We start from the raw sequence: 24929 nt of genomic DNA, 5'->3' as shown, positions 1-24929 counted from the left end.
CGGATGGTTTCAGATCGCCGCCGAGGCGCGGCCGAGAATGTCGATGTAGCCGTCCGCCTGCCAGGCGGAACGGCCGATGAAGAGGCCGTCTATATTGGGCTGGCCGACCAGCTCGGCGGCATTGCCGGGGTTGACGCTGCCGCCATAAAGCACCGGCGGCACCGACGGCAGCAGGGCGCCGGCCACTGTCTTGATCAATGCCTGCTGCTTGTCGGCATAGTCGGCGCTGGCCGGAATGCCCTTGTCGCCGATCGCCCAGACCGGCTCGTAGGCGAAGAGGATTTTCCCGCCCTTCGCCTCGCCTTCAAGGAATTGCAGCGCGCCCTCGACCTGGGCGCTCAGCACGGCATCGGCCTGCCCGCTTTCGCGCTCGGCCAGCGTCTCGCCGACACAGATCAACGGTATCAGTCCGTGCTTCACGGCGGCCGCCGTTTTCAGGCCAACCGTGCGGTCGGTCTCGCCGAAATGCTCGCGCCGTTCGCTGTGGCCGAGTTCGACCAGATCGAGCCCGCAATCCCTCAACATCAGCGGCGAGATCTCGCCGGTCCAGGCCCCGGCGTCGGCCCAATGCATATTCTGGGCACCGACCTTGATGTGCGTCGACGACAGCGCCTGCTTGACCTCGCGCACCGCCGTGAAGGGCGGGATGACGAAAGGCTGGATGCGGTCATCGAAACCGGGAATGAAACCGGCCAGGCGCTGCGCGAAATCCAGCGCCTCGGCGAGCGTCTTGTTCATCTTCCAGCTTGTACCGACCCAGTAAACCACGCGTACTGCTCCTTAACTTTGCTGATCACGATCCGCCGATTTCCGGCATCATGATCCCTTGTCGATCACCGTCAGCGAAACGCCGGCGGCATCCAGCACCGCGCGCACGCCCGGCTCGGGCGCCCGGCCGGTGAAGACCGCGTCGAATGCGCTGAGATCCGTCAGGAAATGCAGCGCTGTGCGGCCGAACTTGCCGTGGTCGACCAGCAGATATTTGCGGGTCGCCGCCACCATCATCAGCCGCTTGGCCTGCACCACCTCCTGATCCTGGTGGAAGGCGGAAGCGCCATGGATGGCCGAAGACGACAGGAAGGCGACGTCGGCGCGCAGCGATTTGAGCGAGGCCTCGGCCAGCAGGCCGAAGAAGCCGTGGAACTTCTTGCTGTATTGGCCGCCGAGCGCGATCAGGTGGATCCCTCCGGCGCCGGCCAGTTCCTGGATGACGGCCAGATTGTTGGAGATCACCGTCAGCGGCCGCAGGTCGGCGAGATGGCGCGCAATGCCGCCCGCCGTCGAGCCGTCATCGATGATCACCGTCTGGCCAGGTTCGATCATGGCCACGGCAGCCGCGGCCAGACGCTGCTTTTCCTCGGTCGCCTGCTTCTGCCGGTAGCGGAAGTCGCTTTCGAACAGGCTGCTCGGCTGGATCGAAGCACCGCCGCGCACCTTGCGCAGGAAACCGCTTTCCTCGAGCTCGTCGAGGTCGCGATGCACGGTCATCTTCGAGACGCCAAAGCGCAAAGCGAGATCGTCGACGCCGGCCTGACCGGCGTCCATCAGAAACTCCATAATGCCTTGCCGCCTGATGTCGCTTTTCATTGCCGCTGACCGCCCACGCCCGAAGCGCGGCTCCTTGATCGAGCGCAAGATATAACAGCTTCCGCCGCAAAAGTATCAAATATTTTGTGATAATGGGATAAATTCGTGGGATATTCCGTTTGCTCTGATCGCGGCTCTGTAACAAGAATTGCTGCCGCGACGGGCTGTGACGGTTGCGGTTGCGCGGAAATCCGGCCAGAAGCATCGGTGGGCTGGACGATGCGCGGACAGTCCGCAACCACCAGGTTTGAAACCAGATACGGGAGACTATTCGTTGGCTCGCATCACATTGAGACAATTGCTCGATCACGCCGCCGAACACGGCTATGGCGTGCCGGCCTTCAACATGAACAACATGGAACAGGGCCTCGCCATCATGGAGGCGGCGGAAGAGACCAAATCGCCTGTCATCCTGCAGGCAAGCCGCGGTGCGCGTGCCTATGCCAATGACGTGGTGCTGGCCAAGCTGATCGACGCGCTGGTCGAGATCCATCCCGACATCCCGGTCTGCATGCATCTCGACCACGGCAACAACGAAGCCACCTGCGTCACCGCGATCCAGTACGGCTTCACCTCGGTGATGATGGACGGCTCGCTCAAGGAAGACGGCAAGTCGCCGGCCGACTACGCCTACAATTCCGGCATCACCAAGCGCGTCGTCGACATGGCGCATTGGGGTGGCGTGTCTGTCGAAGGCGAGATCGGCGTGCTGGGATCGCTGGAGAGCGGCGGCGGCGAGCAGGAGGACGGCCACGGCGTCGAAGGCGCGATCAGCCACGACCAGTTGCTCACCGACCCGGTGCAGGCCGAACAGTTCGTGCGCGACACCCATGTCGATGCGCTGGCGGTGGCGATGGGCACCAGCCACGGCGCCTACAAATTCTCGCGCAAGCCGGACGGCGCGGTGCTGGCGATGAACGTCATCGAGGAGATCCATCGCCGCCTGCCGAACATGCATCTGGTCATGCACGGTTCGTCCTCGGTGCCGGAGGAATTGCAGGAGATCATCAACAAATATGGCGGCCAGATGAAGCCGACCTGGGGCGTGCCGGTGGAAGAGATCCAGCGCGGCATCAAGCACGGCGTGCGCAAGATCAACATCGATACCGACAACCGCATGGCGCTGACCGGTGCGATCCGCAAGGTGCTGACGGAAAACCCGAGCGAGTTCGATCCGCGCAAATATCTGACGCCGGCAATGGCGGCGATGCGCAAGCTTTGCAAGGAGCGCTTCGAGCAGTTCGGCACCGCCGGCAACGCACCCAAGATCAAGCCGCTGCCGGTCTCGGAAATGGCCAAGCGCTACAAGTCTGGCAGCCTCGATCCGAAATTCGGTTGAATTCTGGCTACTTCAATCTGCTGAGTTCATCGGGCAGGAGCCGCATCGGCCCCTGCCCGTTTCTATTCGGCCTTTGGCAGAAGATCGGACCTGCCTGTCTCGATGAACGGCGCCCAGTAGTCGACGGACTCGCGGATCATGGCGACCACCTGATGGTCGACCGGCTCGCGCTCGCGGAATGACAGTTCGAGGCAGATCTCGTTGTCGGTGCCGCCGCCGCGCCGCACCGTGTCCAGCAGCCTTTCAGGCGTGATGCGGCCATCCCTGTTGTAGGCTGATGTGAACGGCCAATGGCCGCCCTTGTTCATCGACGACTGCTTGATGTGGATGATCGGCGATTTCCTGGGAAAGGCTTCGGCCCAGGCATAGGGATCGATGTCGGCCGGATTGCTTGAGGTGACGTCGCCATGGTCGATGTCGACCATCATCTCCAGCGGAATGGCCATGCCGGCGACGTCGATAGCACCTTGCAGCATCCTGCAATTCTCGATGGTGTGGCCGAATTCGCGGCCAACCGACATCGGTTCCCAGAACAGATAGGTCAGGCCGGCCGCACGGGCATGCTCTGCGACCTCGCGCCAGCAATCCAGCGCGATGTCGAACAACCGCGCGCGGCGCTCGGGGTCGTCAAAGTCGCGATGGGTGAAGATGGCGAATTGCGTGCCCATGCCACTGGCGCCAAGCTCGGCCGAGATGTCGGCAAAGGTCTTGAACCAGTCGACATAGTAGCGGCGCACATCGGCATCGGGATGGCCGAAATGATTGAGCCGGCCGTAAGGACCGGTCATGCCGGACGTGACACGCACGCCGGTGCGGGCGAGCGCGCCGCGAAACAGGCGGACGAATTTGACGATCGTCGCCGCCGGCCAGCCGGGATTGACGAACTCATGCGTGAGCTGCACGTCCCTTATGCCGATGTCATAGGCGATGGTGTCGATCAGGTCGTCAGGATCGGCGAAGCGATTGACCAGCGGATTGGTGTTGAGGGAGAGCGTGAAGGCCAAGGTCGCTATCCCTCCCCGACACAAAGCAAGACACTGGAGCGGAATGCCGTCATTGCAGCGTCGTCCCTTCGCGGTTGAGTTGCTGGCGGTATTTCTCGGCGTCCCAGTTCAGCAGGTCGGCATTCTCCTTCGGGCTGAGATAATTTACGCGCGCAACGCCATCGACGCGCGCGACGACGTCGGCCAGGCAGCGCGCCATCGCTTCGGCGCCGGCATTGGCATCCCGGCGCATCAGCACGCCCTTGCCGGGAAAGAGGATGGATGTCGGCGCGGCTGCATTGCGGGCGACGACCGCCGCCGCGTTCTCGCCAGGGCCGGCGATCACCGAGCCGATACCGAGGAAGATGACATGATCCGGATAGAGGCTGCCGGAGGCGGCGATACGGCAACTGGCGAGGTCGGTCGCAACGGCATGCGCGGCGGTCGAGGCCGGCAGCCGGTAGTCGCTGCCGGAGGCGAGCCTCAGCAGCGCATCGAGATCGGGGGGCGGCGCCGGGCGCGGCGGCCGCGCGAGCAGCCCGGTCACCCGTTGCAGCAGCAAGGCTGCTTCGGCGACCGTATCGGCGGCGACCACCAGGCCGTGATTGCCAAGCACGAGCACGTTGGTCGCGGGCTTCAGCCGCTCGGCGATTGCCTGCGCCAGCGGTAGGCCGGGCCGGCGATAGGGTACGAAGGCCCAGTCGAGGCCGCGCAGGCGCCCTTCCAGCAAGGCTTCGGCATTGGCCTGCACGGCGATCGAGATCGTCTCGACGCAATGGACGTGGACCACGATCTTCTGCGGCAGCAGCGCATGCACCGTCGTCTCGATGGAGGGCCGCAACTGGCGAGGGTTGAGGTCCGCCAGCGTGAACTGCCCCGCGGCCTCCGCCGCCGGGCTGCGATGCGCCACGGCATCGAGCAACGGCGCCAGCGCGACCGGCACCATGATCTCATCGTCGCGCGCGTTCTTCAGCCAGGTGCCCGAGGCCTTTATCCACAGCACGCCGGACTGCTTGATGGAGGTGTTGCCGCCAGCGCCCTGAACCAGCAACGGGTCGGCACCGATGCGGGCGGACAAGGAGCGCAGCATGCGGAATTCACTGGCGCCGGTATCGACGGGATGGACCATCAGCCTGCCCTCGCCAGCCGGTTCGCACACCAATGCTCGAAGGCCGCCCTTTCCTCGGCGGACAGATGCAGGCCGTGCTTGGTGCGACGCTCGAGAATATCGGCTGACGTCACGGCCCATTCCCGGTCGAAGAGATAGGCGGCCTCGCGCTCGAAGAAATCCTTGCCGAAGCAGCGCCCGAGCTCATCGAGCGAACGCGCCGCGCCAACCAAAGCCCGTGTCCTGGTGCCGTAGAGCCGGCCATAATGCTTCAGCAGAGACGCCGGCATCCAGGGATATTCACCTGCGAGGTCGCCGAGAAACTGTTCGAAATCGGCATTGGCGATATCGCCGCCGGGCAGATGCGCTTTCGCGGTCCAGGGCTTGCCCATATGGGGAAAGAACGGCGCGATCCTGTCCAGCGCATGTTCGGCCAGTTTGCGGAAGGTGGTGATCTTGCCGCCGAAGACGGAGAGCAGCGGCGCCTGCGCATCCGGCGCGTGGAGCTCGAAAATATAGTCGCGGGTCACAGCACTTGGGTTGTCGGCATTGTCGTCATAAAGCGGCCTGACGCCGGAGAACGAATAGACGACATCGCCGCGTGCCAGGCCGCGCTTGAAATAGCGGTTGACCACCTTGATCAGGTAGTCGATCTCGCTCTCATCCGCCGTCACGTCCTCGGGGCGGCCCTCATAAGGGATATCTGTGGTGCCGATCAGAGCGAGATCGTTCTGATAGGGGTTGATGAAGATCACGCGCTTGTCGCTGTTCTGGATGAGATAGGCCTGCCGCCCCTCCCAGAATTTCGGCACGACGATGTGACTGCCCTTGACCAGGCGTACGTTGCGCCTGGAGTTCTGGCCGGCAACGCGGTTGACGATGTCGTTGACCCAGGGGCCGGCGGCATTGATCAGCGCACGCGCCCGAACCACCGTCCTGATGCCCGTCCTGCCGTCCTGCATCTCGACAACCCACAGGCCGTTCTCGCGGCGGACGGCGGTGCAGGCGGTGCGGGTGAAAACCCTGGCGCCGCGCTCGGCGGCGTCGAGCGCATTGATGACGACGAGCCGGGCATCGTCGACCCAGCAGTCGGAATATTCGAAGCCGCGCCTGAAGGCATCCTTGATCGGCGCGCCCTCGGGCGCGGTGCGCAGGTTAAGCGTTCTAGTCGCCGGCAGCCGCTTGCGCCCGCCGAGATGGTCGTAGAGGAACAGGCCGAGCCGCACCAGCCAGGCCGGCCGGTCGTCAGGGCTGTGCGGCAGCACGAAGCGCATCGGCCAGATGATGTGCGGCGCCGATTCCAACAGCACCTCACGCTCGATCAGCGCCTCGCGCACCAGGCGGAACTCGTAATATTCGAGGTAGCGCAGGCCGCCATGGACGAGCTTGCCGGAGCGCGAGCTGGTGCCTTCGGCGAGATCGTCCTTTTCGCACAGGATGACGGAAAGGCCGCGGCCCGCTGCGTCGCGCGCGATGCCGGCGCCGTTGACGCCGCCGCCGATGACGAAGAGGTCGACGATTTCAGGGCCGCCGTTCATGTCGCAGTAGCCTCGATGTCGATTTGAAAAGTCATGGCCACCGCCTCAGCACGGATTGACCGGAGGCAGGCCGGCGAGGTAGCGGCGCACCTCTTCGGCGGCCTTTTCGGCGGCATAAGTGACGGTGCGCACCGAAGCGCCGGCGATGTGCGGCGTCAGCGTCACGTTGGGAAGCAGCAGCAAGGGCCAGTCCGACGGCACCGGCTCGACCGCGAAAGTCTCCAGCATGGCGCTGGCGATCTGCCCTGAAACCAGCGCCTCGTAGAGCGCGTCATAGTCGACCAGAGGCCCGCGCGCGGTGTTGATGAGAATCACGCCCGGTTTCATCAGCGCGATGGTGTCCTTGCCGATGAGGCCGCGCGTCTCCTCGGTCACCCGGGGATGCAACGTGACCACGTCGGAGCGGACGAGGAGATTGTCCAGAGCGACGAGTTCGACACCGGCATTGCGGTCGTCGGCACTCAACTGCACATAGGGGTCGCAAACCAGGACGTGGCAGCCGAAGGCGCGCAGCAGTCGAACGACCTTGGTGCCGATGTTGCCATAGCCGATGACGCCGACGGTCATTTCGCTGAGCTCGCGGCCAGTGCGGTCGGCGCGGTAGAGGTCGCCGCGCCATTCGCCCTTGCGCAAGGCCTCGTGGCCGACCCGGATCAGCCGCGTCTCGGCCAGGATAGCGCCGAGGGTGAACTCGGCGACGGCCGTCGCGTTTCGGCCGGGCACGTTGACCACCGTGATGCGATGTGCCCTGGCCGCCACCATGTCGATGTTGATCGGGCCGCCGCGCGAAACCGCGACCAGTCTAAGCGCCGGCAAGCGCCGCATCATGGCCTCCGACAGGGGCGCCAGCTGGGTGACGAGGATCTCGGCATCGCCGATGAAATCAACGATCTCGTCGGGATGGCCGAAATACTCCTTGACCTTGTCGAGGCCGAGCGCCGGATTGCCGAATTCCATCGGTTCATCGGGCCAGGCCGTCTGCAATGTCCTGATATCGAGGTCGCCACGCGAGACTTTCTCGATCTCGGTACGGAAAACCTGCGGAAGCATGAAGTTGTCGCCAATGATCGCTATTTTCTTACGCATACTCGACTTCTCAATTCAATTTGCCTGCGACGCCGCCATTGCGCGCCAGACCGGCCGCAGCGCCTGGTGTGCCAACATGTAGGACGGGGTCATCTTGTCGTAGATCGCGGCGAGGCTGCGGTCGCTCGGCTCGGCCTCGCCAAGCAGCGGTGTCACCCATTCGCCGACACATTCGTCCATGGACGGGTAGAGACCGACGCAGACAGCGGCGATCATTGCCGCGCCCGCGGCGCCCGCCTCCTCGCGCGCGCTGGTGCGAATATCGGCCCCCACCGCCGCACCCAGGATCTTGCGCAGCGCCGGGCTTCTGGCCGCACCGCCGGTCAGGCGGACTTCGCGCGGCAATGGCCCCATGGCGGCGTAGCAGTCGCGTGCCGCGAAGGCCAAGCCCTCGAAGACGGCGCGAACGAGGTCGGCATAGCCGTGCCGTGAGGAAATGCCGACAAAGCCGGCCCTGGCATTGGCATCGACGAACGGCCCCCGCTCACCGGCTTCCGACACATAGGGCTGATAGAGCAGCGAGGCCGGCTGCGCGGCCGCGATCCAGGCATCGACCAGCGCGATCATCTCGCCATTACTGCGCGATATGCCTTGCGAGGCGAGAATGCCCGAGGCGAGCCCAAGCACCCAGTCGATGTTGAGCGTCGCCGCCATGTTGGACTGCATCTGCGCGAACACGCCGGGCGCCGGCATCGCCATCGTATAACCGGTCGCCGCTTCGTTCAGTTGCACGTCCTCAGGGGTTTCGGCCAGCCGCATATGCATGCCGGTGGACCCGATGATCGAGCAGCCGGGCTTGCGCAGGCGGTCGAGCAGGCCGGCGCCGAGCGCGGTGCAGACGACGTCGACATAGCCGAGCACGACCGGCGTGCCGGCCAGCATCCCGGTGGCGTCGGCCGCTGCCTGCGACAGGGCGGTGCTGTGCCTGGTGCCATCGACGATCGGCGGCAGCAGATGCCGGAGATCGGCGACGCCAAGCACGTCGAGCACATCGTCGCTATAGTCGCGGGTGTGGAAATCGCCGAAGGTGAAGGTGCCCTCGGACGGATCGGTGGCGCGTTCACCGGTCAGCTTGAAATAGAGCCAGTCCTTGCAGTGGAAGGCGGTTGCCGCCTTGCCGAGCATTTCGGGCATGGTGCGCTTCATGAAGACGAATTGCGAACCCTGCTGGCAGGCGGCGAGCCCGCTGCCGGTCTTCTCGAAGCGGAGCCGATCCTCGGGCCGCGCGCGGATTTCCTCGACAATGGCCGCGGCGCGCGCGTCGAGCCAGAGCCAGCCCTTGGCGACCGGCTCGCCCTTGGCGTCGATCAGCCAGGTGCCGTCGCCTTGGCCGGTCACGGCGATCGCCACGGTCCGGCTGGCGAGATTGGGCACTTCGTCGGCGAGCTGGCGCAAGGTCGTGGCGGCATCGCTCCATGTGCGCGCCAGATCCTGTTCGGCGCCGCCACCCGGCAGCGTTTCATAATGGTTCGGCAGCGCGGCGGCGGCAATCTGCCGGCCAGACGTGTCGAAGGCGATTGACTTGATGACGGAGGTGCCGGCGTCGATGCCGATCAGTATGTCACGCATCAGGCAAGCTCCATGCCGTGCGAAATCGCCTTGCCGCTCGCCTGATCGAAGACATGAAGATTCTTCGGATCGATGCTGACATTGATCGGCGCACCCAGATCGAGGCGGGTGCGGTCATGCTCGACCAGGACCAGCGAGCCGCCGGCAAAATCGGCGGCTATGTGGGTCTGGTCGCCGAGCCACTGGTTGGCCGAAACCCGGGCGGGAACACCCTCCTTCGAGCGCCGGACCGCGTAAGGCCTGATGCCGATCACCACCCGCTCGCGGCTGAGCAACTGATCGCGAACCGGAGCGCTGAAGGCGACCTTGTCGTAGTCGAGCGACAGGCCGTCGGGAAGCTTGAGATTGATGCGGCCTGCGGCGGTTGCGACATAGGCCTCGAAGACGTTCATCGGCGGCTCGCCGACGAAGGTGCCGGTGAACAGGTTTGCCGGACGTTCCTTGATCCGGTCCGGCGTGTCGAACTGCTGCAGCACGCCGCCTTCCATCACCGCGATGCGGTCGGCAAGCGCATTGGCTTCGGTCTGGTCGTGGGTGACCAGGATCGCGGTCAGGCCGCGCTCCTTGATGAAGTGTTTGATTCGGCCGCGCAGCACGGCGCGCAACTGCGGCTCGAGCTGCCCCATCGGCTCGTCGAGCAGATGCAGATCAGCCTCGCGGATCAGCGCCCGGCCGAGGCTGGCGCGCTGCTGCTGACCGCCGGAGATCGAGCTTGGGTAGCGCTCCAATATGTCCTCGATCTCGAGCAGTTTGGCGATGCTGGCGACTTTGGCGTCGACCTCGCTTTTCGGCAGCCGGGCAGCCTTGAGCGCAAAAGCCATGTTCTCGCGCACGGTCAGCGGGGGATAGAGCGAATAGCCTTCGAAGGCCATCGCCACATTGCGTTTGACCGGCGGTAAGGTGTGCACCTGACGGCCGCCAACCGAGATGGCGCCCCGCGACACCTCCTCGAAACCGGCGATCATGCGCAGCGTCGACGTCTTGCCGCAGCCGGACGAGCCAAGCAGGGCGACGATCTCGCCCTTGCCGATTTCCATCGTCAGGTTCTTGACCGCATGCACGCCCCTGTCGATCGGACCGTAGAACTTGTCAACACCTGATATGGTGAGCGCGCTCTGGCTCATGCCGCTTCTCCATTGCGCAAGGCGACGACGTTCTTGGAACCGATGCGGTCGCCGCTGGCGTGATCGAACAGCAAGGCGCTCTTGCCGTCGACGGCGATATGGGCCTTGCCTTCGCTGCGGCCCGGCGTTCCGGCCGGGCGCGAGACCAGGATTTCGCGGCCGCGCACGGTGCGCACAAGGGTGACGATCTTTTCGTTGAGCGGCGTCTCGGCCTCGACCGTCACCGGAATGGCGCCAGGAATGCCCTCCTCGACGAAACTCAGCGCTTCCGGCCGCAGACCGATGACGCAATCGCGGCCAACCGCCGCGTCGTAAGCGCCGGACAGATGGACCTGGACGTTCGACAGGCCGACATAGATGCCCTTGGCATCGCGCGAAGGCTTGACGTCGAGCAAGTTGATGGTGGGGTCGCCGAACAGCCGCGCGATCTCGATATTGGCCGGTTCGCGATAGATCTGCTCGGGCGTGCCGAGCTGCCGGATGACGCCTTGCGACATCACCGCGATGCGGTCGCCGAGCGCCATGGCTTCCTTGTAGTCCTGGGTGACATAGACGACGGTGGCGCCGCGATCGGCAAGCAAACGCGGCAGTTCGAGCCGCATCTCGAAACGCAGCTTGGCGTCGACATTGCGCAAGGGGTCGTCGAGCAACAGAAGCGGCGGCGAACCGACCAAAGCGCGGGCAAGCGCCGTACGCTGCTTCTGGCCGTTGGAGAGCGCGCGCGGCTTGTGGGAGAGCACATGGGCGATCTTCAACAGCTTGGCGACACTTTCGACGCCGGCCTTGATGGCGCCAGGCGAGGACCGCTTTGCCTCCAGAGGCGTTGCTATGTTGTCGAACGCGCTCATATGCGGAAACAGCGCGAAATTCTGGAACGCCATGCCGACGCCACGAAATTCCGCATCGACATCGGTCATGTCGTCGCCGCCGATGAAGATCTTGCCCTCATCCGGATCGATGACGCCGGCGACCAGGCGCAGCAGTACCGTCTTGCCGGCGCCGGACGGGCCGAACAGCACGAGGGTTTCGCCGTCGGCAACCGTCAGCGACAGATTGTCGAGGACGGTCTGGCTCTTGTAGCGCTTGACGATGTTTTTGAGTTCGAGGCTGGCCATGTCTATCCTTTCACCGCGCCAAGCGAGAGGCCTTCGACGAGATAGCGCTGCGCATAGAGGGCGAGCGCCAGCGTCGGCGTGATCGAGAGCACGATGGCCGCCGAGATCTGGCCGTACTGGATGCCCGAGGAGGTGATGAAGGCAAGCGCGCCGACCGTCACCGGCTGCTTGTCGGCCGAGGCCAGCACCAGGGCGAAGACGAAATTGTTCCAGGCGAAGATGAAGGCGAGCAGGCCGGCGGCGGCGATGCCGGGACCGGCGAGCGGCAGCGCGATCTTGCGGAAGGTGGCGAACCAGGAATGGCCGCCGATGCGGTAGGCATATTCGATGTCGGCCGGAATATCCTCGAAATAGCCGCGCACGATCCAGAGGATCAGCGGCAGGCAGATCAGCTGGTAGACCCAGATCAGGCCGATATAGGTGTTGGCGAGCCCGAGCTTCTGGAAATAGAGGGTGAGCGGCAACAGCACCAGAAGCGCCGGCGCGAATTTGAACGACAGCAGCGTGAAGGCGATGTCCTCCGAGCCGCGGAATTTGTGGCGCGCGAAGGCGTAGGCCGCCGGCACACCGAGCAGCAACGAGACCGCCACTGAGGTCACCGACAGGAACACCGAATTCCCGAGGTTGCGCATGAAGGCGATGTCGAGCGTGCCGGCGGCGGTCATCAGCTTGCCGGTGATCAGCGCGGTGTAATTGGCGAGCGTCGGCTCGAAGATCAGCTGCGGCGGGATGCGCAGGATCGTCTCGTTGGTCTGGAACGACATCATGAAAATCCAGACGATCGGGAACATGAAGAAGATCACGACCAGCGTCAGGGCTATGCCACGCAGGATGCGCTCGAGAAGCGAGGTATGTTCCATCCCGGCCTCCTATGCCTGGCCACGGGCGCGTTCGCGCAGCCGCAGCCAGTTCTTGATGAAAATGTTGGAGAGGAAGTAGGTGATCGCCCACAGGATGATCATCAGTGCCGCCGAACGGCCGACATTGGTCGACTGGAAGAAGTTGAGATAGGCCTCGACCTGGAAGACGGTCAGCGTGTCGCCCGGCCCCCCTTGTGTCATGGCATAGATGATATCGAACTGCTGGATGGAATCGAGCAGCCGAAACAGCGTCGCCGTCAGGATGTAGGGCGTCAGCATCGGCAGCGTGATGCGGAAGAAGACGAAGCTTCGCGGCACGCCATCGAGCGCCGCCGCTTCGAAGGGCTGCGTCGGCAGGCTGCGCAGGCCGGCGAGCAGCAGGATCATGATGAAGGGCGTGTAGACCCAGATATCGACGAGCACCACCGTGAACAGCGCCGTCGACGGCGACGACGCCCAGCGGAAATCCTGCAGGCCAATGAGGCTGGCGAGATAGCTCAAGACGCCGAAGCCGGGATTGGTCATCAGCTTCCACATCAGCGCGGCAAGTGCGGGCGCCGTCATCAGCGGCATCAACAGCATGATCGAGATGAAATTGTTCAGCGTCGAGCGCTTCTGTAGCAGCAAGGCGATGGCGAGGCCGAGAAGCAGTTCCAGCACGACGGTGGTGCCGGCATAGAGCAGCGACACCTTGAGCGTGTTCCAGAATTTCGGATCGGTGAAGAAGGAGATGTAGTTGTCGCCCCAGTTGAACTGCCGCGCCCAAGGCTGGCTGAGCCGGTAGCGCTGGAAGGAATAGACCACCGAGGTCAGGAACGGGATCAGGATGCCGATGCAGACGAGCAAGGCCGGCAGGCTGAGCACATAGGGCAGCACCTTCTTGCTGATCCTGAAGCCGGATGGCTTGGGCCTTTGCGATACCACCGCAGTCATCGAGCTGCTCCGTTGTTGCTGTCGCTTCGCCCTGCCGGCCGCCCAAGGGAGCAAGGCGACCGGTCGGGCGAAATAGCGGTCACCTTCCGGCACCGCATCGCAAGCTTGAAAAGGTGTGACGAGGGCCAGCCCGCCAGGCAGGCCGGCCCTCGTTGCGACTTAGCCGAGGCCGGCTTCCTTGAGCTGGCCATTGATGCTTTCGGCGAGCTTGTCGAGGCCTTCGTCGACCGGCACCTCCTTGGCCACCATCTTCTGCAGCGTCGCCGCCCATTCGGTGGTGAGATCGAAGAACAGCGGCTGCGCGGTGAACTTGATCGAGGCGCCGGGCGCGGAGGCGTCGAACATCTCGACATAGCCGGGATAGCTCTTGTTCAGCTTCTCGCGGAACATCTCGTCCTTCCAGACCGACTGGCGGACGGGATTGACGAAGTCCATCTTGGTCGCGCCGAACAGCCCATGCTCCGGCCCGGAGGCCCATTGCATGAAATACCAGGTGGCGTCCTTGTCCTTCGAGAAATTGGACATTGCCAGCGACCAGATCCAGATGTTGGGTGTCGCCGCCTTGGCTGCCGGGTTGGCCTTGAAGCTTGCGAAGGCGAGCTTGCCGGCCATCTTGTTGTCGCCGCCATTCATGAAGTAACCGAGGATATCGGCGTCGAAGATCATCGCCGAGGCGCCGGCGCCGAGATCGGTGCCGACCTGATACCAGGTGTAGGTCGACCAGTCCTTGGGGCCGCTCTCCTGGATCATCTGAACCCACTGCTTGTGGAAAGCCTTGGACTGGGCGGTGTTCATCGCGGCCGACAATTTGCCGTCTGCCGAAACGTTGAGGTCCTTCTGGTCAAAATTGGCGTAGGCCGACAGGAAGCCGGGATGGATCGTCGCCCAGGAACGCGAGCCACGCACGCCGATGCCATAGACGCCGCCACCGACATCCTTGGTGAGCTTGGCCGCCGCGGCGACCATCTCGTCCATGTTGCCGGGAATGGTGACGCCGGCCTTGTCGAACATCGCCTTGTTGTAGGTGATGTTGTTCTGTTCGAAGCCCCACGGAATGCACCACTGCTTGGCATCATCCGAACCCAGCGCGCCGCCGGGCTTGCCATTCCAGGCACAGGAATTCTTGACGCCGGGCAGGAAGTCGTCCCAGGCATAGTTCGGGTTGGTCTTGGCCGGATCCTTGATCCATTCGTTGAGGTCGGTGATCCAGCCGGCAGGGCCATAGGTCCAGGTCATGTAGGCGCCGGTCATGAAGGCATCATATTCGGGCGAGCTTGCCGAAAGGGCTGCCGTGACCTTGTCGAAATAGACGTCTTCCGGGAACACGTCATAGACGACGTTCATGCCGGTCAGCTTCTTGAAGTTCTCGAGATCGGCGATCATCGCATCGGCATAGGGATGCTTGTTGAGCAGGAGCTTGATGGTCTTGCCCTTGTGCGCCTGCCAGTCGAAGTCGGCGGCGAGCGCGCGTGTCTGCCCCAGATTGAGCAGCGTGCCGGCGGTGCCGGCGGCAAGGCCCATGGCACCCAGGCCCTTGATCAGCCCGCGACGGTCGACTTGTCCGCGCAGGAAGGCATCAATCAGGTCTTTCTCTTTCTCATGCATTTCGTCTTCTCCTCCACAGGGTAGTTTCAACTGAACCGTTGCCGGCTACCCGACCGGCGTCTCTTCCACGAGCGATCGCGCCGTCCGCTCGTCTGTTATCAGGCCCTTGAGATAGCGGCCTTCGAGCACCGACTTGATGGCGCGAACCTTGATCTTGCCGCCGGCGACGGCGACGATCCGGCGGCTGGCAATGTCCTCGCGCGTCAAGGCCAGCGCCCGGTTGGAAACGGTCGTCGCCACCGCCTTGCCGGCCTTGTCGAAGAAATGGCCAAGCAATTCGCCGACGCCGCCATTGCGGCGGATCTCCTCCATCTCGCCCTTTTCGATCATGCCGGTGGCAACCAGCGACGCCTCGCGCTCAGCGGTGCCAATGCCGGCGAACAACAGGTCGGCGGAGCGCGCGAGATCGAAGACCTCGCTGATGCCCTTCTGCCCGAGCAGGACGGTGCGGTCCTCGGCCGTGTTGGCGAACATCGGCACCGGCATGACATAGGCTTCGGCGCCGGTGCGTTCGGCCAGGCGGTGAATGACGTCATGCGGATTGGCCGAGAATTTACGCGTCAGGCCGCCCAGCAGCGAGACGAAGCGGATCTTGTCGGTCGAGGTGCGCGGCAGATATTCGACGCAAGCGGCAAGCGTGCGGCCATGGCCGACGCCGATCAGCGCTTCCTCGCCGCGCTCGATCTCGCGCTTGAGGAACTGCGCGCCGGCAATGCCGAGCGCCTTGAGCGGCAGATCCTCGGAATCGAAGTCCGGAACCACCTCGCAATAATCGAGGCCGTAGCGGCGGGACAGTTCATCCTCGAGCTCGACGCATTCCGACACTTCGCCGTCGATATAGACCTTCACCAACCCTTCCTGGTTGGCCTTGGTGATGAGGCGATGGGCCTTGAGGCTGGTCAGCCCCAGCCGCTTGGCGACCTCGGACTGGGTCAGGCCGCCGGCATAGTGAAGCCACGCGGCACGCGTCGCCATGCTGGTTTCGTCGTCGCGCAGGAGGCCGTTGCCGAACCCTACCATTTCCACCCTATGATATTTTTATCAGTTGATGCAAAATTTTTCACAACGAGCGGTCGGAGTCAAGCGACCCCTTTTGCGAAATCGCGGCATGGCGATCGAAACGAGCTTTGGCCTTCTGTCTGGCGATGCCGATGAATGGCGATACGAGCGGCCCTATCCGGCGTGCAGGTCAGCACCGCCAGCTGTTCAAGCCAGGTTCTGGATTGCCGTTTTTTGATTGCGCCAGGTCGAGCGCGTGCTTACGCGTTGGCCGCCGGACTCTCGTCCTCGGCGCGGACCAGCTTGATGTCGGCGCCTGCCGCCCATACGCCGACATCTTCCCGTCGCAAGGCCGCCGCCATCATGTCGGGAAACAGATCAGGCGTGCAGGCGAAGACCGGGATGCCCAGTGCCGCCACCGAGCCTGCCATCTTCGGGTCATAGCCCGGCCTGCCCTGATCGGTTAGCGCCAGAAGCACCACGACATTGACGCCGGAGCGAACGAGTGACGCCAGCCGCTGCAGCAATTCCTGGCCGTTGCCGCCCTCATAAAGGTCGGTGATCAGCACCATATGCGACTTGGTCGGCCGCTCGATACGGTCGGCGCAATAGGCGACGGCCTGGTTGATGTCGGTGCCGCCGCCAAGCTGCACGCCGAACAGGACCTCGACGGGATCGCTGAGTTCCTCGGTCAGGTCGACGATCGCCGTATCGAAGCAGACGAGCTTGGTCCGCACCACAGGCAAGGAAGCCATCACGGCGGCGAATATCGAGGCGTAGATCACCGAACTTGCCATCGAGCCGGACTGGTCGACGCACAGCACCACCTCGTCCAGGTCGACCAGTCTACGCTGCTTTCGCATGAAGCCGACCAGCTTCTCCGGCACGATTGTCTTGTGCTCGGCCTGGTAATGGCGAAGGTTTGCCGAGATGGTGCGCGGCCAGTCGATGTCGCGCTGGCGTGGACGATTGGTGCGTTGCGACCGGTCGAGCGCGCCGCGGATCGCCTCGGCGGTCTTCTGTTCCAGCCGCCGCATCAGCTTGGCGACGATATCGGCGATGATGGTGCGCGCTATATCCTTGGTCTTGGCCGGCATGACCGAACGCAGCGAAATCAGGTCGGCGACGAGATTGACGTCGGCCTCGATCGCCTTGAGGAATTCCGGCTCCATCAGCATCTGCTTCAGATTGAGCCGCTCGAACGCATCCTTCTGGACGATCTGCACGACCTGCGCGGGAAAGAACGACCTGATATCGCCCATCCACTGCGCCACCCGGGGCGCCGAGCGGCCGAGCCCGCCGCGCCGCTTGCGCGGATCGGCCACCGTATCGCCGGCGCCATCGCCGTAGAGCGCATCGAGCGCCGCCGACAGTCGCTTGTCGCTGTCTGACAACGCCGACGATTTCTCATCGTCGGCACCGATCGCCAGGCGCCAGCGGCGCTCCCGGCCGTCGCCCGCGGGCTCCGTTTCGCCCATGTCGACTTCCTCATCCATTGCCGTTCCCGCTCATCAGCAAAGGTCCAAGTCGTTCCAGATGCCGGCGCCAGGCCTCATCGCCGTTTGGCGTCGGCGTCAGCCCTACCGGCAGGCGTCTGATACGACCGAGCACCGCTTCGATCAGCCGCCGCCGCTCCATCGAATCCAGATGCGAAAACACCCGGCGCAGCAGCGGCAGATGCGCGATGAAGGCGTCTTCGTCGAGGGATTTGAGCCAGGCATCGACCGCGCCGCGCAGGCTTTCATCATAGATCAACCTCTGACCAGCAGTGCTGAAAAAACCCTCGAAGAAGCCCGCGGCCTCGGTGACCGGCGTGCCCGGAGAGAGGCGCCGCTCGATCAGGCCGGCCGCGGCTTCGGCGGACAGATGGCCGGCTTCGTAAAGCAGGTGCGCGGCACACCCCGCGACCAGCGCCGTCGATCGAGATCCGTCGAGCACGGTCGCCAGTCCGTTGCGCCAGGCGTTCAGAACGTCCTGTGCCGGTTCGACGAGCTTGATCGCCTCATCAGCCTTGCGCATGGCGCCGACCAGGGCCGTCGAAGCCTGGGCATCGAGGTCGCGCGCGGCGTAGGCGAGCGCGATGCCGCCTTCGACGATCAGCCGTTCCAAAAGGCCGGACAAGCGTGCTGTTTCTGTCTTGCGGGCTTCACCATAGCGGATGATGTCGGCGAGCGGCGGCATCGACGCCAGGATTTCCAGGCATTCGCTGCTGCGCGCCGCGCGTTCCTCCAGTGCCGCCAGGCCGGCGGTCGAAGCCTCCGATAAATTGGCCGTAATGGCGCCCTGAACCAGCGCCGCCAGCGCGTCGAGCGATGTCGTGGCGCCGATCATCTGAACTAACCGGCCGTTGGCGGCCTTTTCGATGGTCGGTCCATGGACGAGGTTCTCGACCAGGCGAACGGCATATTCCGGCTCCCATGACATGGTCCAGCGCTCGCGAAACGTGCCGCGGCTGCGGCCGCTGTCGGTGAGTTTGCCCCAGTGCACGCCAAGCACGTTCAAGCGATGCAGCAAGGTCGACCGGAACAGCCCGCTGTCGCTGCGCAGGTCGACCGACAATTCGCGCTCCAGCGCCTCCGGCTTCAGCCGCGCCGCCTTCTGGTTGCGCTGCAGATCCTCGATCAGCGGCGCCAGCGGGGTGTCGGGTGGAATTTCACCGACATCGGCGCCCAGAAGCAGCTCGGCTTCGACCAGCGCCCACAGCACCGCTTCGCCGTTGAACAAAGCGGCGATCGCGGCGTCACGCAATTCCTCGAAGCCGGGCTTTGGCCGCTCGCGGATCGCAGCCAGCGTGCGTGCCAGCCTTTCGGCTTCGATCAGCGAGGCGGTGGAGACCATATGCCCCTTCGCCCGCAGCACCGCCGCGATCATGGCGAGCCACAGCGTCGCCGCGTCATGCCGGCCGCGCGTCTGCCACAGATGCTTGCACCAACCGGGCGCGACGACACCGGCCCCGTAACCGAAACCGAGCGCCAGGCGCGGGCCTGTCCATGGCGCCCAGGTCATCGTGCTCTTGCGCCGGGCCAGCCCCTTGAGCAGGGCCTGGTCCTCCTTCTGCGGTCGCGTCGCCTGCAGTGCCGGCACATGGAAAGCGCCGCAGACGACAGCGATCGGCCCGTCGAATTCCTTGCGCGCGGCGGCGATTTCAAGCCGCATATGGGCTTCGCGTTTCGCCTCGAATTCGGCAAGCGGACCTTCGCCCTCGCGTAGCGTCGTCATCGCATCGGCGATTGCCGCGAAGATCGGACCGGGCTCAGGGTTCTGCTCGATGATGTCGGCCCACCAGCTTTCGCCATCCTCATAACCGGCGGCCTGCGCCAGCGTGCCGATCGGATCGCGCAAATGCGGCGCCGTCTCGACCTGGACGGTGACTTCCGTTCCATCGGTTTTTTCCGCAGCTTCGACCGATGCGACCCGCGCCGAGGACGGCAGGTCGATGAAGCGCGCTGCCGCCTTGTTGGCGACGGCCCACAGCGTCGCCTGATACTCCGGCGAGAACTCGGCGAAGGGCCAGAAGCTGGTCGCGGCGGGATCGTCCTCGGGATAGCACAGCAGCGCCACGGGCGGTTGCATTTCGGGGCGGGCGAGCAATGGCAGCAGCGCCGATGCGTCGGCCGGCCCCTCGATCAGCACGGCGGCCGGTTTCAACTCCTGCAATGCCTGCAGCAGGCTGGCGGCGGAGCCGGGCCCGTGATGGCGTATGCCGAAATAGGAAACGTCGCCTGATGCCATGACGTCAAATCGCGGCGTTCAAGGCGGCGTAATAGCCGGCGTAGTCGGGCCGCTTCTTGAGCACGGTTTCGAGATATTCCTCCAGAACCAGTTTGTCCTGCACCGGGTCCTTCACGATCGCGCCGACAAGGCTGGCGGCCAGGCCTTCAGCGCCGAGCTTGCCGCTGTCGAACCAGGCCGCCTGGCTCAGCCCGCCAACCATGGTGGCGATCGCCTCGGCCGTGGACAGCGACCCGGACGGCGTCTTCAGCGTCACCTTGCCATCCGATGTCGCGCCGGAGCGCAACTCGCGAAAAATGGTCAGCACGCGGGCAATCTCCTCGCCGACATTCTTCGGCACCGGCAGGTCGAGACCGCCGGCCATCTCGCCGACGCGCTTGGAGACGATCGCCACCTCCTCCGCCATGTCTTCGGGCAAGGGCAGCACGACGACGTTGAAGCGGCGCTTCAGCGCCGAGGACAATTCGTTGACGCCCTTGTCGCGGTTGTTGGCGGTGGCGATGATGTTGAAGCCGCGCTGCGCGTAGATCGAGGTGTTGAGTTCAGGGATCGGCATCATTTTTTCGGACAGCACGGTGATCAGCGTGTCCTGCACATCCGAACCCATGCGCGTCAGTTCCTCGAGGCGGCAGAGCTTGCCGTCCTGCATGGCGCGGTAGAGCGGCGTCGGCACCAGCGCCTCCTGGCTCGGGCCCTTGGCCAGAAGCTGCGCATAATTCCAGCCATAGCGGATCTGGTTTTCGTCTGTGCCGGCCGTGCACTGAACGATCAGCGTCGAGTCACCCATGATGGCAGCGGCGAGATGCTCCGACACCCAGGATTTGGCGGTGCCGGGAACGCCGAGCAGCAACAACGCGCGGTCGGTGGCAAGCGTCGCCACGGCGGTTTCCATCAACCGGCGGCGGCCGACATATTTTGGCGTTATCAGCGTGCCGTCGTCAGCCTTTCCGCCAAGCAGGTAAGTCAGCACCGCCTTTGGCGACAGGCTCCAGCCGGCGGGCCTTTGCCGGTCGTCGTTGCGCGCGAGCGCCTGCAATTCGGCGGCGTAGGCCTGCTCGACCGGAAGACGGATGGCTGCGTTCATTTGCTGTTCTCCGGATTGATCATGTGTCGGTTGAAGGCCCTGCCAGGGATGCGTTGAGGCGCAGAAGACCAAGAGAAGGTGCTGCCGGCGCCATGCCGGCCGTGACGACATCGCCGATCAATCTTTCCGACGCCGCGGCGGTGGCGAGAAAGCCCAGCGTTTCCAGAAGCTGGTCGGCGCCGCGCTTTGCGGCCTCATCGTTTCCCGCGACGGCAGCGCACAGTGCCGGCAGCGTCTTGCCGTTGGTCAGGTCGGCCCAGTCCAGCCAGCCTGCCTCGACGCCCTCGGCCAGGCTGAGCGCACCGAGATAATACGTGTCCTTCAAGATCAGCCTGATCAGGTCCCGCTGCCTGCGACTGTCCAGGCGCGGCATCAAATGCAGGGCGAAAAGCGCCGGCTTGCCGCCCTCGGCGGCAAGCGTGTCGGCCATGTGCGCGACCGCAGCGTCGCTGCCCGACGCGGCGACCATGCGGGAGACTAGGATATCGACATTGTTGTCGGCGCCGAACTGCCACGCGCCTATGAAGTCGGCTTCGGTGACGCCGAAGCGCGCTGCGAGGTCGATCAGGTTCCAGGTCTCGAACAGTTCGGCGCGGCGCCGCTCCTGCGCCGGGGATTTCAGCTTCGCCGGCGCGTAGGTGGTGCGGCGGCGGATGAAGCCGGATTTGCCTTCCGTGATGAAGGCGGCGAGTTCGGCTGTTGGATCTCCCGGCCCGCCATCGCCTGGCTGGCCATGCTCGCCCAACCGCGCCAGCATCCGGCCGGCCAATTCGCGCACCTTGCCGGAGCGGTCGGCGGACAGGCTTTTCAGGAACGGCACGTCACCGGCGCCCAGGCCGAAATGCATGAGCGCAATGAGCACAAGCCTGATCTCGGCTGGTTCGCTTGATCCCTTGGTCTCGATCAGTTGCCGGGCCACAGCGGGTGCTGTGCGGCGCATGTCGGCCAGCGCACTGCGGCGCGCGGCGGGATAGAATTCGTCCCAATTCTCAGCCGTCAGTTGCTCCCGGCTCGTGCGTTTTTCGCCGTCGACGCCCGCCTGCCAGTCGATCCAGGGTGCATAGACATCCGGACTGGTCTGATCCGACGCGGCCGGCATCCAGTCCATCGGATGCAGCACGAAGCCGCGGCTGGCGACGAGGGCCACCACGCGCGACTTGCCCCTTGCGTCGTCGGCGTGTTTCAGCGCCGCCCGCAACAGCGGCCGCAGCCGCCCCGGCAGCATCGGCAAGGCGAGTTCAGGCAGCGGCGGGCGACGCTTCAGCGTCTTCGGCGCGGCCGGCCGCAAGGCGATTTCGAGGGCTTGTGCGGCGATCGCCAGCAATCGGCGCTCACGCTCGTCGGGGCTGGCACCGGCGACGAACTCCTTCCAAGTGGCCGGAGCCAGCTCAAAGCTCGTTCCGCCGGTGATCCAGCAATCGCGCATGGTCGCAAGGCCTGTCTGCTCGATCTCGTTCACGACAGATCAAGCCTCCCGAAGCCGCTTTGCGCCGCCAGAAGATGAAGCCGGCCGCCGCTCCAAACCGCTGCCGTTGCCGCTAGGTCGAGACCAAGCAGCGTGGGACTGATGGTATCGGCGATCGGCAAGGCGATGCCGTGCGGATCGTCAGTGGATTGCCACCAGGCGTCCCCCCGATCGTCCAGCAGGATCGCGCCGGGGGGCAACAGGACAGGGCAATCGGTGAGCCAGGGGGCCGTGTCCTGGTGAGCGACATGGGCCGCGAGCGGATCGGCTGCGCCCAAGCCGAAATCCGGCCATTGCCCTGACGTGACGTCGCCCCTGCGCTCCGCAACCAGCGCCCGCAAGGGCTGGCGCGCGGGATAAAAGACGAGCGTTGCATCGAAGCGATCGCCCGGCGTGAAGGCGTTAGACCGGCGACCGGCCGAGGCCGGGAAATAGTCGAGCAGGAGAGCAAATCGCGGGGCGGCGCTCTTCAGGTCGAGCAGCCAGGTCGAATGACTGACAAGGCCGTCACGGCGCGTCTCGATCTTTTCGCCGAGCACCTCCCAGAGGCTTTCGACCTGGATCGCGTCGGGATTGGCGAGCACCTGCTCGCGGCTTTCGGAAGTGGACACCAGCCGCCTCAGTTCGGCGTCGTCAGGTGCCTGTCGCCAGGCCTTGGCCAGCAGCACGAGCTTGCCGAGTTCGCGGATTGCGGCGTCTGGCCGTTCCTCGCTGCGCAGACCCATCAGCCGGGACGGAATCTCATCGATGCGGCCAGCAAGCGCCGTCGCCTTCATGTCGACCAGCCGCGCCGCAATGCGGCGGCACCGATCACTGCTGTTGTCGACAAAGCCTACAAGACCAAGCCGTAGCTGATCCGATATCCATTGATCGAGTTCGTCCAAAGCCGCCGAGACCGAGGACCGCGTATCCTCGGCGCGCTTGCGCTGCGCCGTCTCCCGGCGTTCGATCGCGGCTGCGTCCTCGACAGCGGCGCCTTCGTCGTTAAGCGAGGCCTCGCCGATGCTCTTGCCTGCCGCGCCGGGCGTCGGTGCAACCGGCGGCGATGTGGTCTTCCTGCGACGGCCGAGCCAATCGTTCACCCATTCCGGCGTCGAGCCGGCGGCGGCGAAACTCGCTGGCGCGGTGGCGGCGATCCACATCAGCGCCAAAGTGTGCTTGCAGGGAAATTTCCGCGACGGACAGGTGCATTTGTAGCCGTGGTCGCTGGTGTCGACGACGACGCGATAGGGGTTGGAGCCGGAGCCCTGGCATTCGCCCCAGATAAGCGCCAGTTCTTCGTTCTTTTCGAGCCGTGGCCAGTTCGATTGCTTGGTCAACTTGGACGCCGCGCTCAACGACGCCTGGTCGGGCGCGAGCGCTTCGATGGTTTTCAAGTCAAATTCCAAGCCGCGCCTCTCGTCGCTCGAACGAATTCCGGTCGCCAGTATAGATGGCCCGATATGACGGATTCTTGTAGCAGCAGAGGGATAGAGGTCGATACAGCGGGCTGCAAGCACTCAACTGGCGTTGCGCAGAAACTCTATCACCATTGCCGCCGTCCAGGTGAAGCGGCCGCCGCCGAGCGGCTCGCCGGTGAGAGGGTCGTAATATTCGGCAAAACCGCTTTCCCGGATCAGATCCAGGCTGGACTGGGTGATGCGTTGCGCGACCTTACCGTGGCCGGCGGCGGCTAGGCCATCTGATATCATGTAGTTGACCACCAGCCAGACCGGGCCGCGCCAATAGCGCTTGGCGTCGAAGAGCGGATCGCCGGGATCATGCGACGGCACGACATAGCGTGCCTTGCCGGCAAGGCGTTCGACGGTTGCGGCGATTGCGGCGGCACGAGGCTTGGGGATGGCCGCGAAGGCCGGCAGGAGGCCGCCCACCGACGCGCTATCGATCAAATCGCCGGTGACGCGGTCGAGGCAGACGTATTGGCCACGCGCCTCGCTCCACAGCCGCTCCATGGCCGCCAGGCCCTTTTGCGCGCGGGCGCGGTTGGCCGCGGCAATTTCGGTTTCGCCCAGTTCCTCGGCGAGATCGGCAAGATCGGCCGCGGCGCGGATCAGGATGGCGTTGAAGCCGGGATCGACGACCTGGAAGGGCGAGGCGTCATGCAGCCTGGCATTGTCCCAACCGAGTCCGCGAAAATGCTGAACCAGCCAGATGTAGCGGTCATACTGCTCGCGCGTTGGCCGATGCGCCGGATCGGCGTGCAAGGTGTCGCGGCGGGTGTAGGGCTCGACGCCTTCGGTCGGCACGCGCTCGAAGGCATCGTCCCAGTCGATGGAATTGTCGCGGCCGGACTCCCAGGGATGGATGATAGCGACCAGCCCCTCTCCCTTGGGATCGCGGTTCTCATAGAACCAGCGGTGCCAGGCATCGATTTTCGGCAGCAATGCGCGAGCTCGCTCCGCAGCCAGTTTCTTGTCGTTCGCCCGGTCGAACAGGCGGCGCGCGGCAAAGCCGGCGACTGCCGGCTGGGTGATGCCGGACGTCGCCGTCGGACGGCCAGTCCGCCAGACCTCGGGGCCAGGAAAATAGCCGTCGTTCCAGACATGGAAGACGATGTGCGGCACCATGCCGTCCGGCCACTGATGCGCGAACAAGGTCTCCATTTCGGTCCAGGCGCGCGCCTCGTCGTAGTGGGCAAGGCCGAGCGCGGTCAGGCAGGAATCCCAGTTCCACTGGAAGGGGTAGAGACCCTTTGTCGGGACGGTGTAGGCGCCCTGGTCGTTCTCTTTCAGCACCTCGACGGCGCGGGCGATGATGTCACTGGTGGCGGAAGCAGTCATGGATGCTCGTGGGCTTTCGATG

General features: G+C 64.6%; 20 protein-coding genes. 1 reads left to right on the top strand and 19 read right to left on the bottom strand.

Features of this window, described 5'->3' with window-relative positions:
* Nucleotides 1–9 precede the first annotated feature (9 nt).
* Entirely contained in the window at nt 10–768 is a 759-nt protein-coding gene (locus AB4Z43_RS23830; RefSeq protein WP_019856832.1) for a triose-phosphate isomerase, read from the bottom strand.
* Between the two features lie 48 nt (nt 769–816).
* Nucleotides 817–1587 (bottom strand): DeoR/GlpR family DNA-binding transcription regulator, encoded by a 771-nt coding sequence (locus AB4Z43_RS23825; RefSeq protein ID WP_441939083.1) that lies wholly within the window; start codon nt 1585–1587, stop codon nt 817–819.
* Nucleotides 1588–1861: 274 nt separating this feature from the next.
* On the opposite strand from AB4Z43_RS23825, the gene fba reads away from it, so the two are divergent.
* Nucleotides 1862–2926, top strand: a complete 1065-nt coding sequence (gene fba, locus AB4Z43_RS23820; RefSeq protein ID WP_064983240.1) for a class II fructose-bisphosphate aldolase — start codon at nt 1862–1864, stop codon at nt 2924–2926.
* 62 nt (nt 2927–2988) lie between these two features.
* Here fba and AB4Z43_RS23815 read toward each other — a convergent pair whose 3' ends face one another.
* The 17 genes from AB4Z43_RS23815 to AB4Z43_RS23735 form a co-directional block, all read right to left on the bottom strand.
* A complete protein-coding gene (locus tag AB4Z43_RS23815; protein ID WP_019856830.1) occupies nt 2989–3930 on the bottom strand; it encodes a sugar phosphate isomerase/epimerase family protein in 942 nt (313 codons plus the stop codon).
* Nucleotides 3931–3979: 49 nt separating this feature from the next.
* Complete coding sequence (locus AB4Z43_RS23810) at nt 3980–5038, bottom strand: class II aldolase/adducin family protein (RefSeq protein WP_032920996.1); 1059 nt, start codon at nt 5036–5038, stop codon at nt 3980–3982.
* Nucleotides 5038–6555, bottom strand: a complete 1518-nt coding sequence (locus AB4Z43_RS23805; protein WP_441939082.1) for a glycerol-3-phosphate dehydrogenase — start codon at nt 6553–6555, stop codon at nt 5038–5040. The genes AB4Z43_RS23810 and AB4Z43_RS23805 overlap by 1 nt, the downstream gene beginning before the upstream one ends.
* Before the next feature lie 45 nt (nt 6556–6600).
* Complete coding sequence (locus tag AB4Z43_RS23800; protein WP_019856827.1) at nt 6601–7641, bottom strand: 2-hydroxyacid dehydrogenase; 1041 nt, start codon at nt 7639–7641, stop codon at nt 6601–6603.
* A 15-nt stretch (nt 7642–7656) separates the two neighbouring features.
* Nucleotides 7657–9210 (bottom strand): FGGY-family carbohydrate kinase, encoded by a 1554-nt coding sequence (locus AB4Z43_RS23795; protein ID WP_019856826.1) that lies wholly within the window; start codon nt 9208–9210, stop codon nt 7657–7659.
* Nucleotides 9210–10334, bottom strand: a complete 1125-nt coding sequence (locus tag AB4Z43_RS23790; protein ID WP_441939081.1) for an ABC transporter ATP-binding protein — start codon at nt 10332–10334, stop codon at nt 9210–9212. Before AB4Z43_RS23790 ends, AB4Z43_RS23795 begins: the two co-directional genes overlap by 1 nt.
* Nucleotides 10331–11449: an ABC transporter ATP-binding protein gene (locus AB4Z43_RS23785; protein ID WP_064983245.1), complete on the bottom strand. Its 1119-nt coding sequence runs from the start codon at nt 11447–11449 to the stop codon at nt 10331–10333. The genes AB4Z43_RS23790 and AB4Z43_RS23785 overlap by 4 nt, the downstream gene beginning before the upstream one ends.
* Nucleotides 11450–11451: 2 nt before the next feature.
* A complete protein-coding gene (locus tag AB4Z43_RS23780; protein WP_019856823.1) occupies nt 11452–12309 on the bottom strand; it encodes a carbohydrate ABC transporter permease in 858 nt (285 codons plus the stop codon).
* 9 nt (nt 12310–12318) lie between these two features.
* Entirely contained in the window at nt 12319–13242 is a 924-nt protein-coding gene (locus AB4Z43_RS23775; protein WP_027046585.1) for a carbohydrate ABC transporter permease, read from the bottom strand.
* 159 nt (nt 13243–13401) lie between these two features.
* Nucleotides 13402–14847, bottom strand: coding sequence for an ABC transporter substrate-binding protein (locus tag AB4Z43_RS23770; RefSeq protein WP_019856821.1), 1446 nt, complete (start codon nt 14845–14847; stop codon nt 13402–13404).
* 45 nt (nt 14848–14892) lie between these two features.
* Nucleotides 14893–15867: a sugar-binding transcriptional regulator gene (locus AB4Z43_RS23765; protein ID WP_019856820.1), complete on the bottom strand. Its 975-nt coding sequence runs from the start codon at nt 15865–15867 to the stop codon at nt 14893–14895.
* 239 nt (nt 15868–16106) lie between these two features.
* Entirely contained in the window at nt 16107–17342 is a 1236-nt protein-coding gene (locus tag AB4Z43_RS23760) for a VWA domain-containing protein (protein ID WP_441939080.1), read from the bottom strand.
* The gene (locus AB4Z43_RS23755) at nt 17335–19578 is read right to left on the bottom strand and encodes a DUF5682 family protein (protein ID WP_441939079.1); all 2244 of its coding nucleotides are present in this window, start codon (nt 19576–19578) and stop codon (nt 17335–17337) included. Before AB4Z43_RS23755 ends, AB4Z43_RS23760 begins: the two co-directional genes overlap by 8 nt.
* A 4-nt stretch (nt 19579–19582) precedes the next feature.
* On the bottom strand, nt 19583–20662 hold the full coding sequence (locus tag AB4Z43_RS23750; protein ID WP_322418316.1) for an ATP-binding protein: 1080 nt from the start codon (nt 20660–20662) through the stop codon (nt 19583–19585).
* A gap of 19 nt (nt 20663–20681) precedes the next feature.
* Nucleotides 20682–22121 (bottom strand): DUF5691 domain-containing protein, encoded by a 1440-nt coding sequence (locus AB4Z43_RS23745; RefSeq protein WP_038645230.1) that lies wholly within the window; start codon nt 22119–22121, stop codon nt 20682–20684.
* Entirely contained in the window at nt 22118–23503 is a 1386-nt protein-coding gene (locus AB4Z43_RS23740) for an SWIM zinc finger family protein (protein ID WP_240565003.1), read from the bottom strand. The genes AB4Z43_RS23745 and AB4Z43_RS23740 overlap by 4 nt, the downstream gene beginning before the upstream one ends.
* 123 nt (nt 23504–23626) lie before the next feature.
* Nucleotides 23627–24907, bottom strand: coding sequence for an MGH1-like glycoside hydrolase domain-containing protein (locus AB4Z43_RS23735; protein ID WP_441939078.1), 1281 nt, complete (start codon nt 24905–24907; stop codon nt 23627–23629).
* Nucleotides 24908–24929: the final 22 nt, after the last annotated feature.

The sequence above is a fragment of the Mesorhizobium sp. 2RAF45 genome, assembly GCF_052115225.1.
In the GTDB taxonomy this organism is placed as follows: Bacteria; Pseudomonadota; Alphaproteobacteria; order Rhizobiales; family Rhizobiaceae; genus Mesorhizobium; species Mesorhizobium jarvisii.
The sequence above is the reverse complement of the archived record's forward strand: the minus strand, read 5'-3'. Positions and strand labels throughout refer to the sequence as shown.

Bases quoted from the DNA above. Each gene is read 5' to 3' on its own strand.
- AB4Z43_RS23825 (WP_441939083.1), bottom strand. From the start codon at position 1,587: ATGAAAAGCGACATCAGGCGGCAAGGCATTATGGAGTTTCTGATGGAC.
- AB4Z43_RS23810 (WP_032920996.1), bottom strand. From the start codon at position 5,038: ATGGTCCATCCCGTCGATACCGGCGCCAGTGAATTCCGCATGCTGCGC.
- AB4Z43_RS23805 (WP_441939082.1), bottom strand. From the start codon at position 6,555: ATGAACGGCGGCCCTGAAATCGTCGACCTCTTCGTCATCGGCGGCGGC.
- AB4Z43_RS23800 (WP_019856827.1), bottom strand. From the start codon at position 7,641: ATGCGTAAGAAAATAGCGATCATTGGCGACAACTTCATGCTTCCGCAG.
- AB4Z43_RS23795 (WP_019856826.1), bottom strand. From the start codon at position 9,210: ATGCGTGACATACTGATCGGCATCGACGCCGGCACCTCCGTCATCAAG.
- AB4Z43_RS23790 (WP_441939081.1), bottom strand. From the start codon at position 10,334: ATGAGCCAGAGCGCGCTCACCATATCAGGTGTTGACAAGTTCTACGGT.
- AB4Z43_RS23785 (WP_064983245.1), bottom strand. From the start codon at position 11,449: ATGGCCAGCCTCGAACTCAAAAACATCGTCAAGCGCTACAAGAGCCAG.
- AB4Z43_RS23780 (WP_019856823.1), bottom strand. From the start codon at position 12,309: ATGGAACATACCTCGCTTCTCGAGCGCATCCTGCGTGGCATAGCCCTG.
- AB4Z43_RS23775 (WP_027046585.1), bottom strand. From the start codon at position 13,242: ATGACTGCGGTGGTATCGCAAAGGCCCAAGCCATCCGGCTTCAGGATC.
- AB4Z43_RS23770 (WP_019856821.1), bottom strand. From the start codon at position 14,847: ATGCATGAGAAAGAGAAAGACCTGATTGATGCCTTCCTGCGCGGACAA.
- AB4Z43_RS23765 (WP_019856820.1), bottom strand. From the start codon at position 15,867: ATGGTAGGGTTCGGCAACGGCCTCCTGCGCGACGACGAAACCAGCATG.
- AB4Z43_RS23760 (WP_441939080.1), bottom strand. From the start codon at position 17,342: ATGGATGAGGAAGTCGACATGGGCGAAACGGAGCCCGCGGGCGACGGC.
- AB4Z43_RS23755 (WP_441939079.1), bottom strand. From the start codon at position 19,578: ATGGCATCAGGCGACGTTTCCTATTTCGGCATACGCCATCACGGGCCC.
- AB4Z43_RS23750 (WP_322418316.1), bottom strand. From the start codon at position 20,662: ATGAACGCAGCCATCCGTCTTCCGGTCGAGCAGGCCTACGCCGCCGAA.
- AB4Z43_RS23735 (WP_441939078.1), bottom strand. From the start codon at position 24,907: ATGACTGCTTCCGCCACCAGTGACATCATCGCCCGCGCCGTCGAGGTG.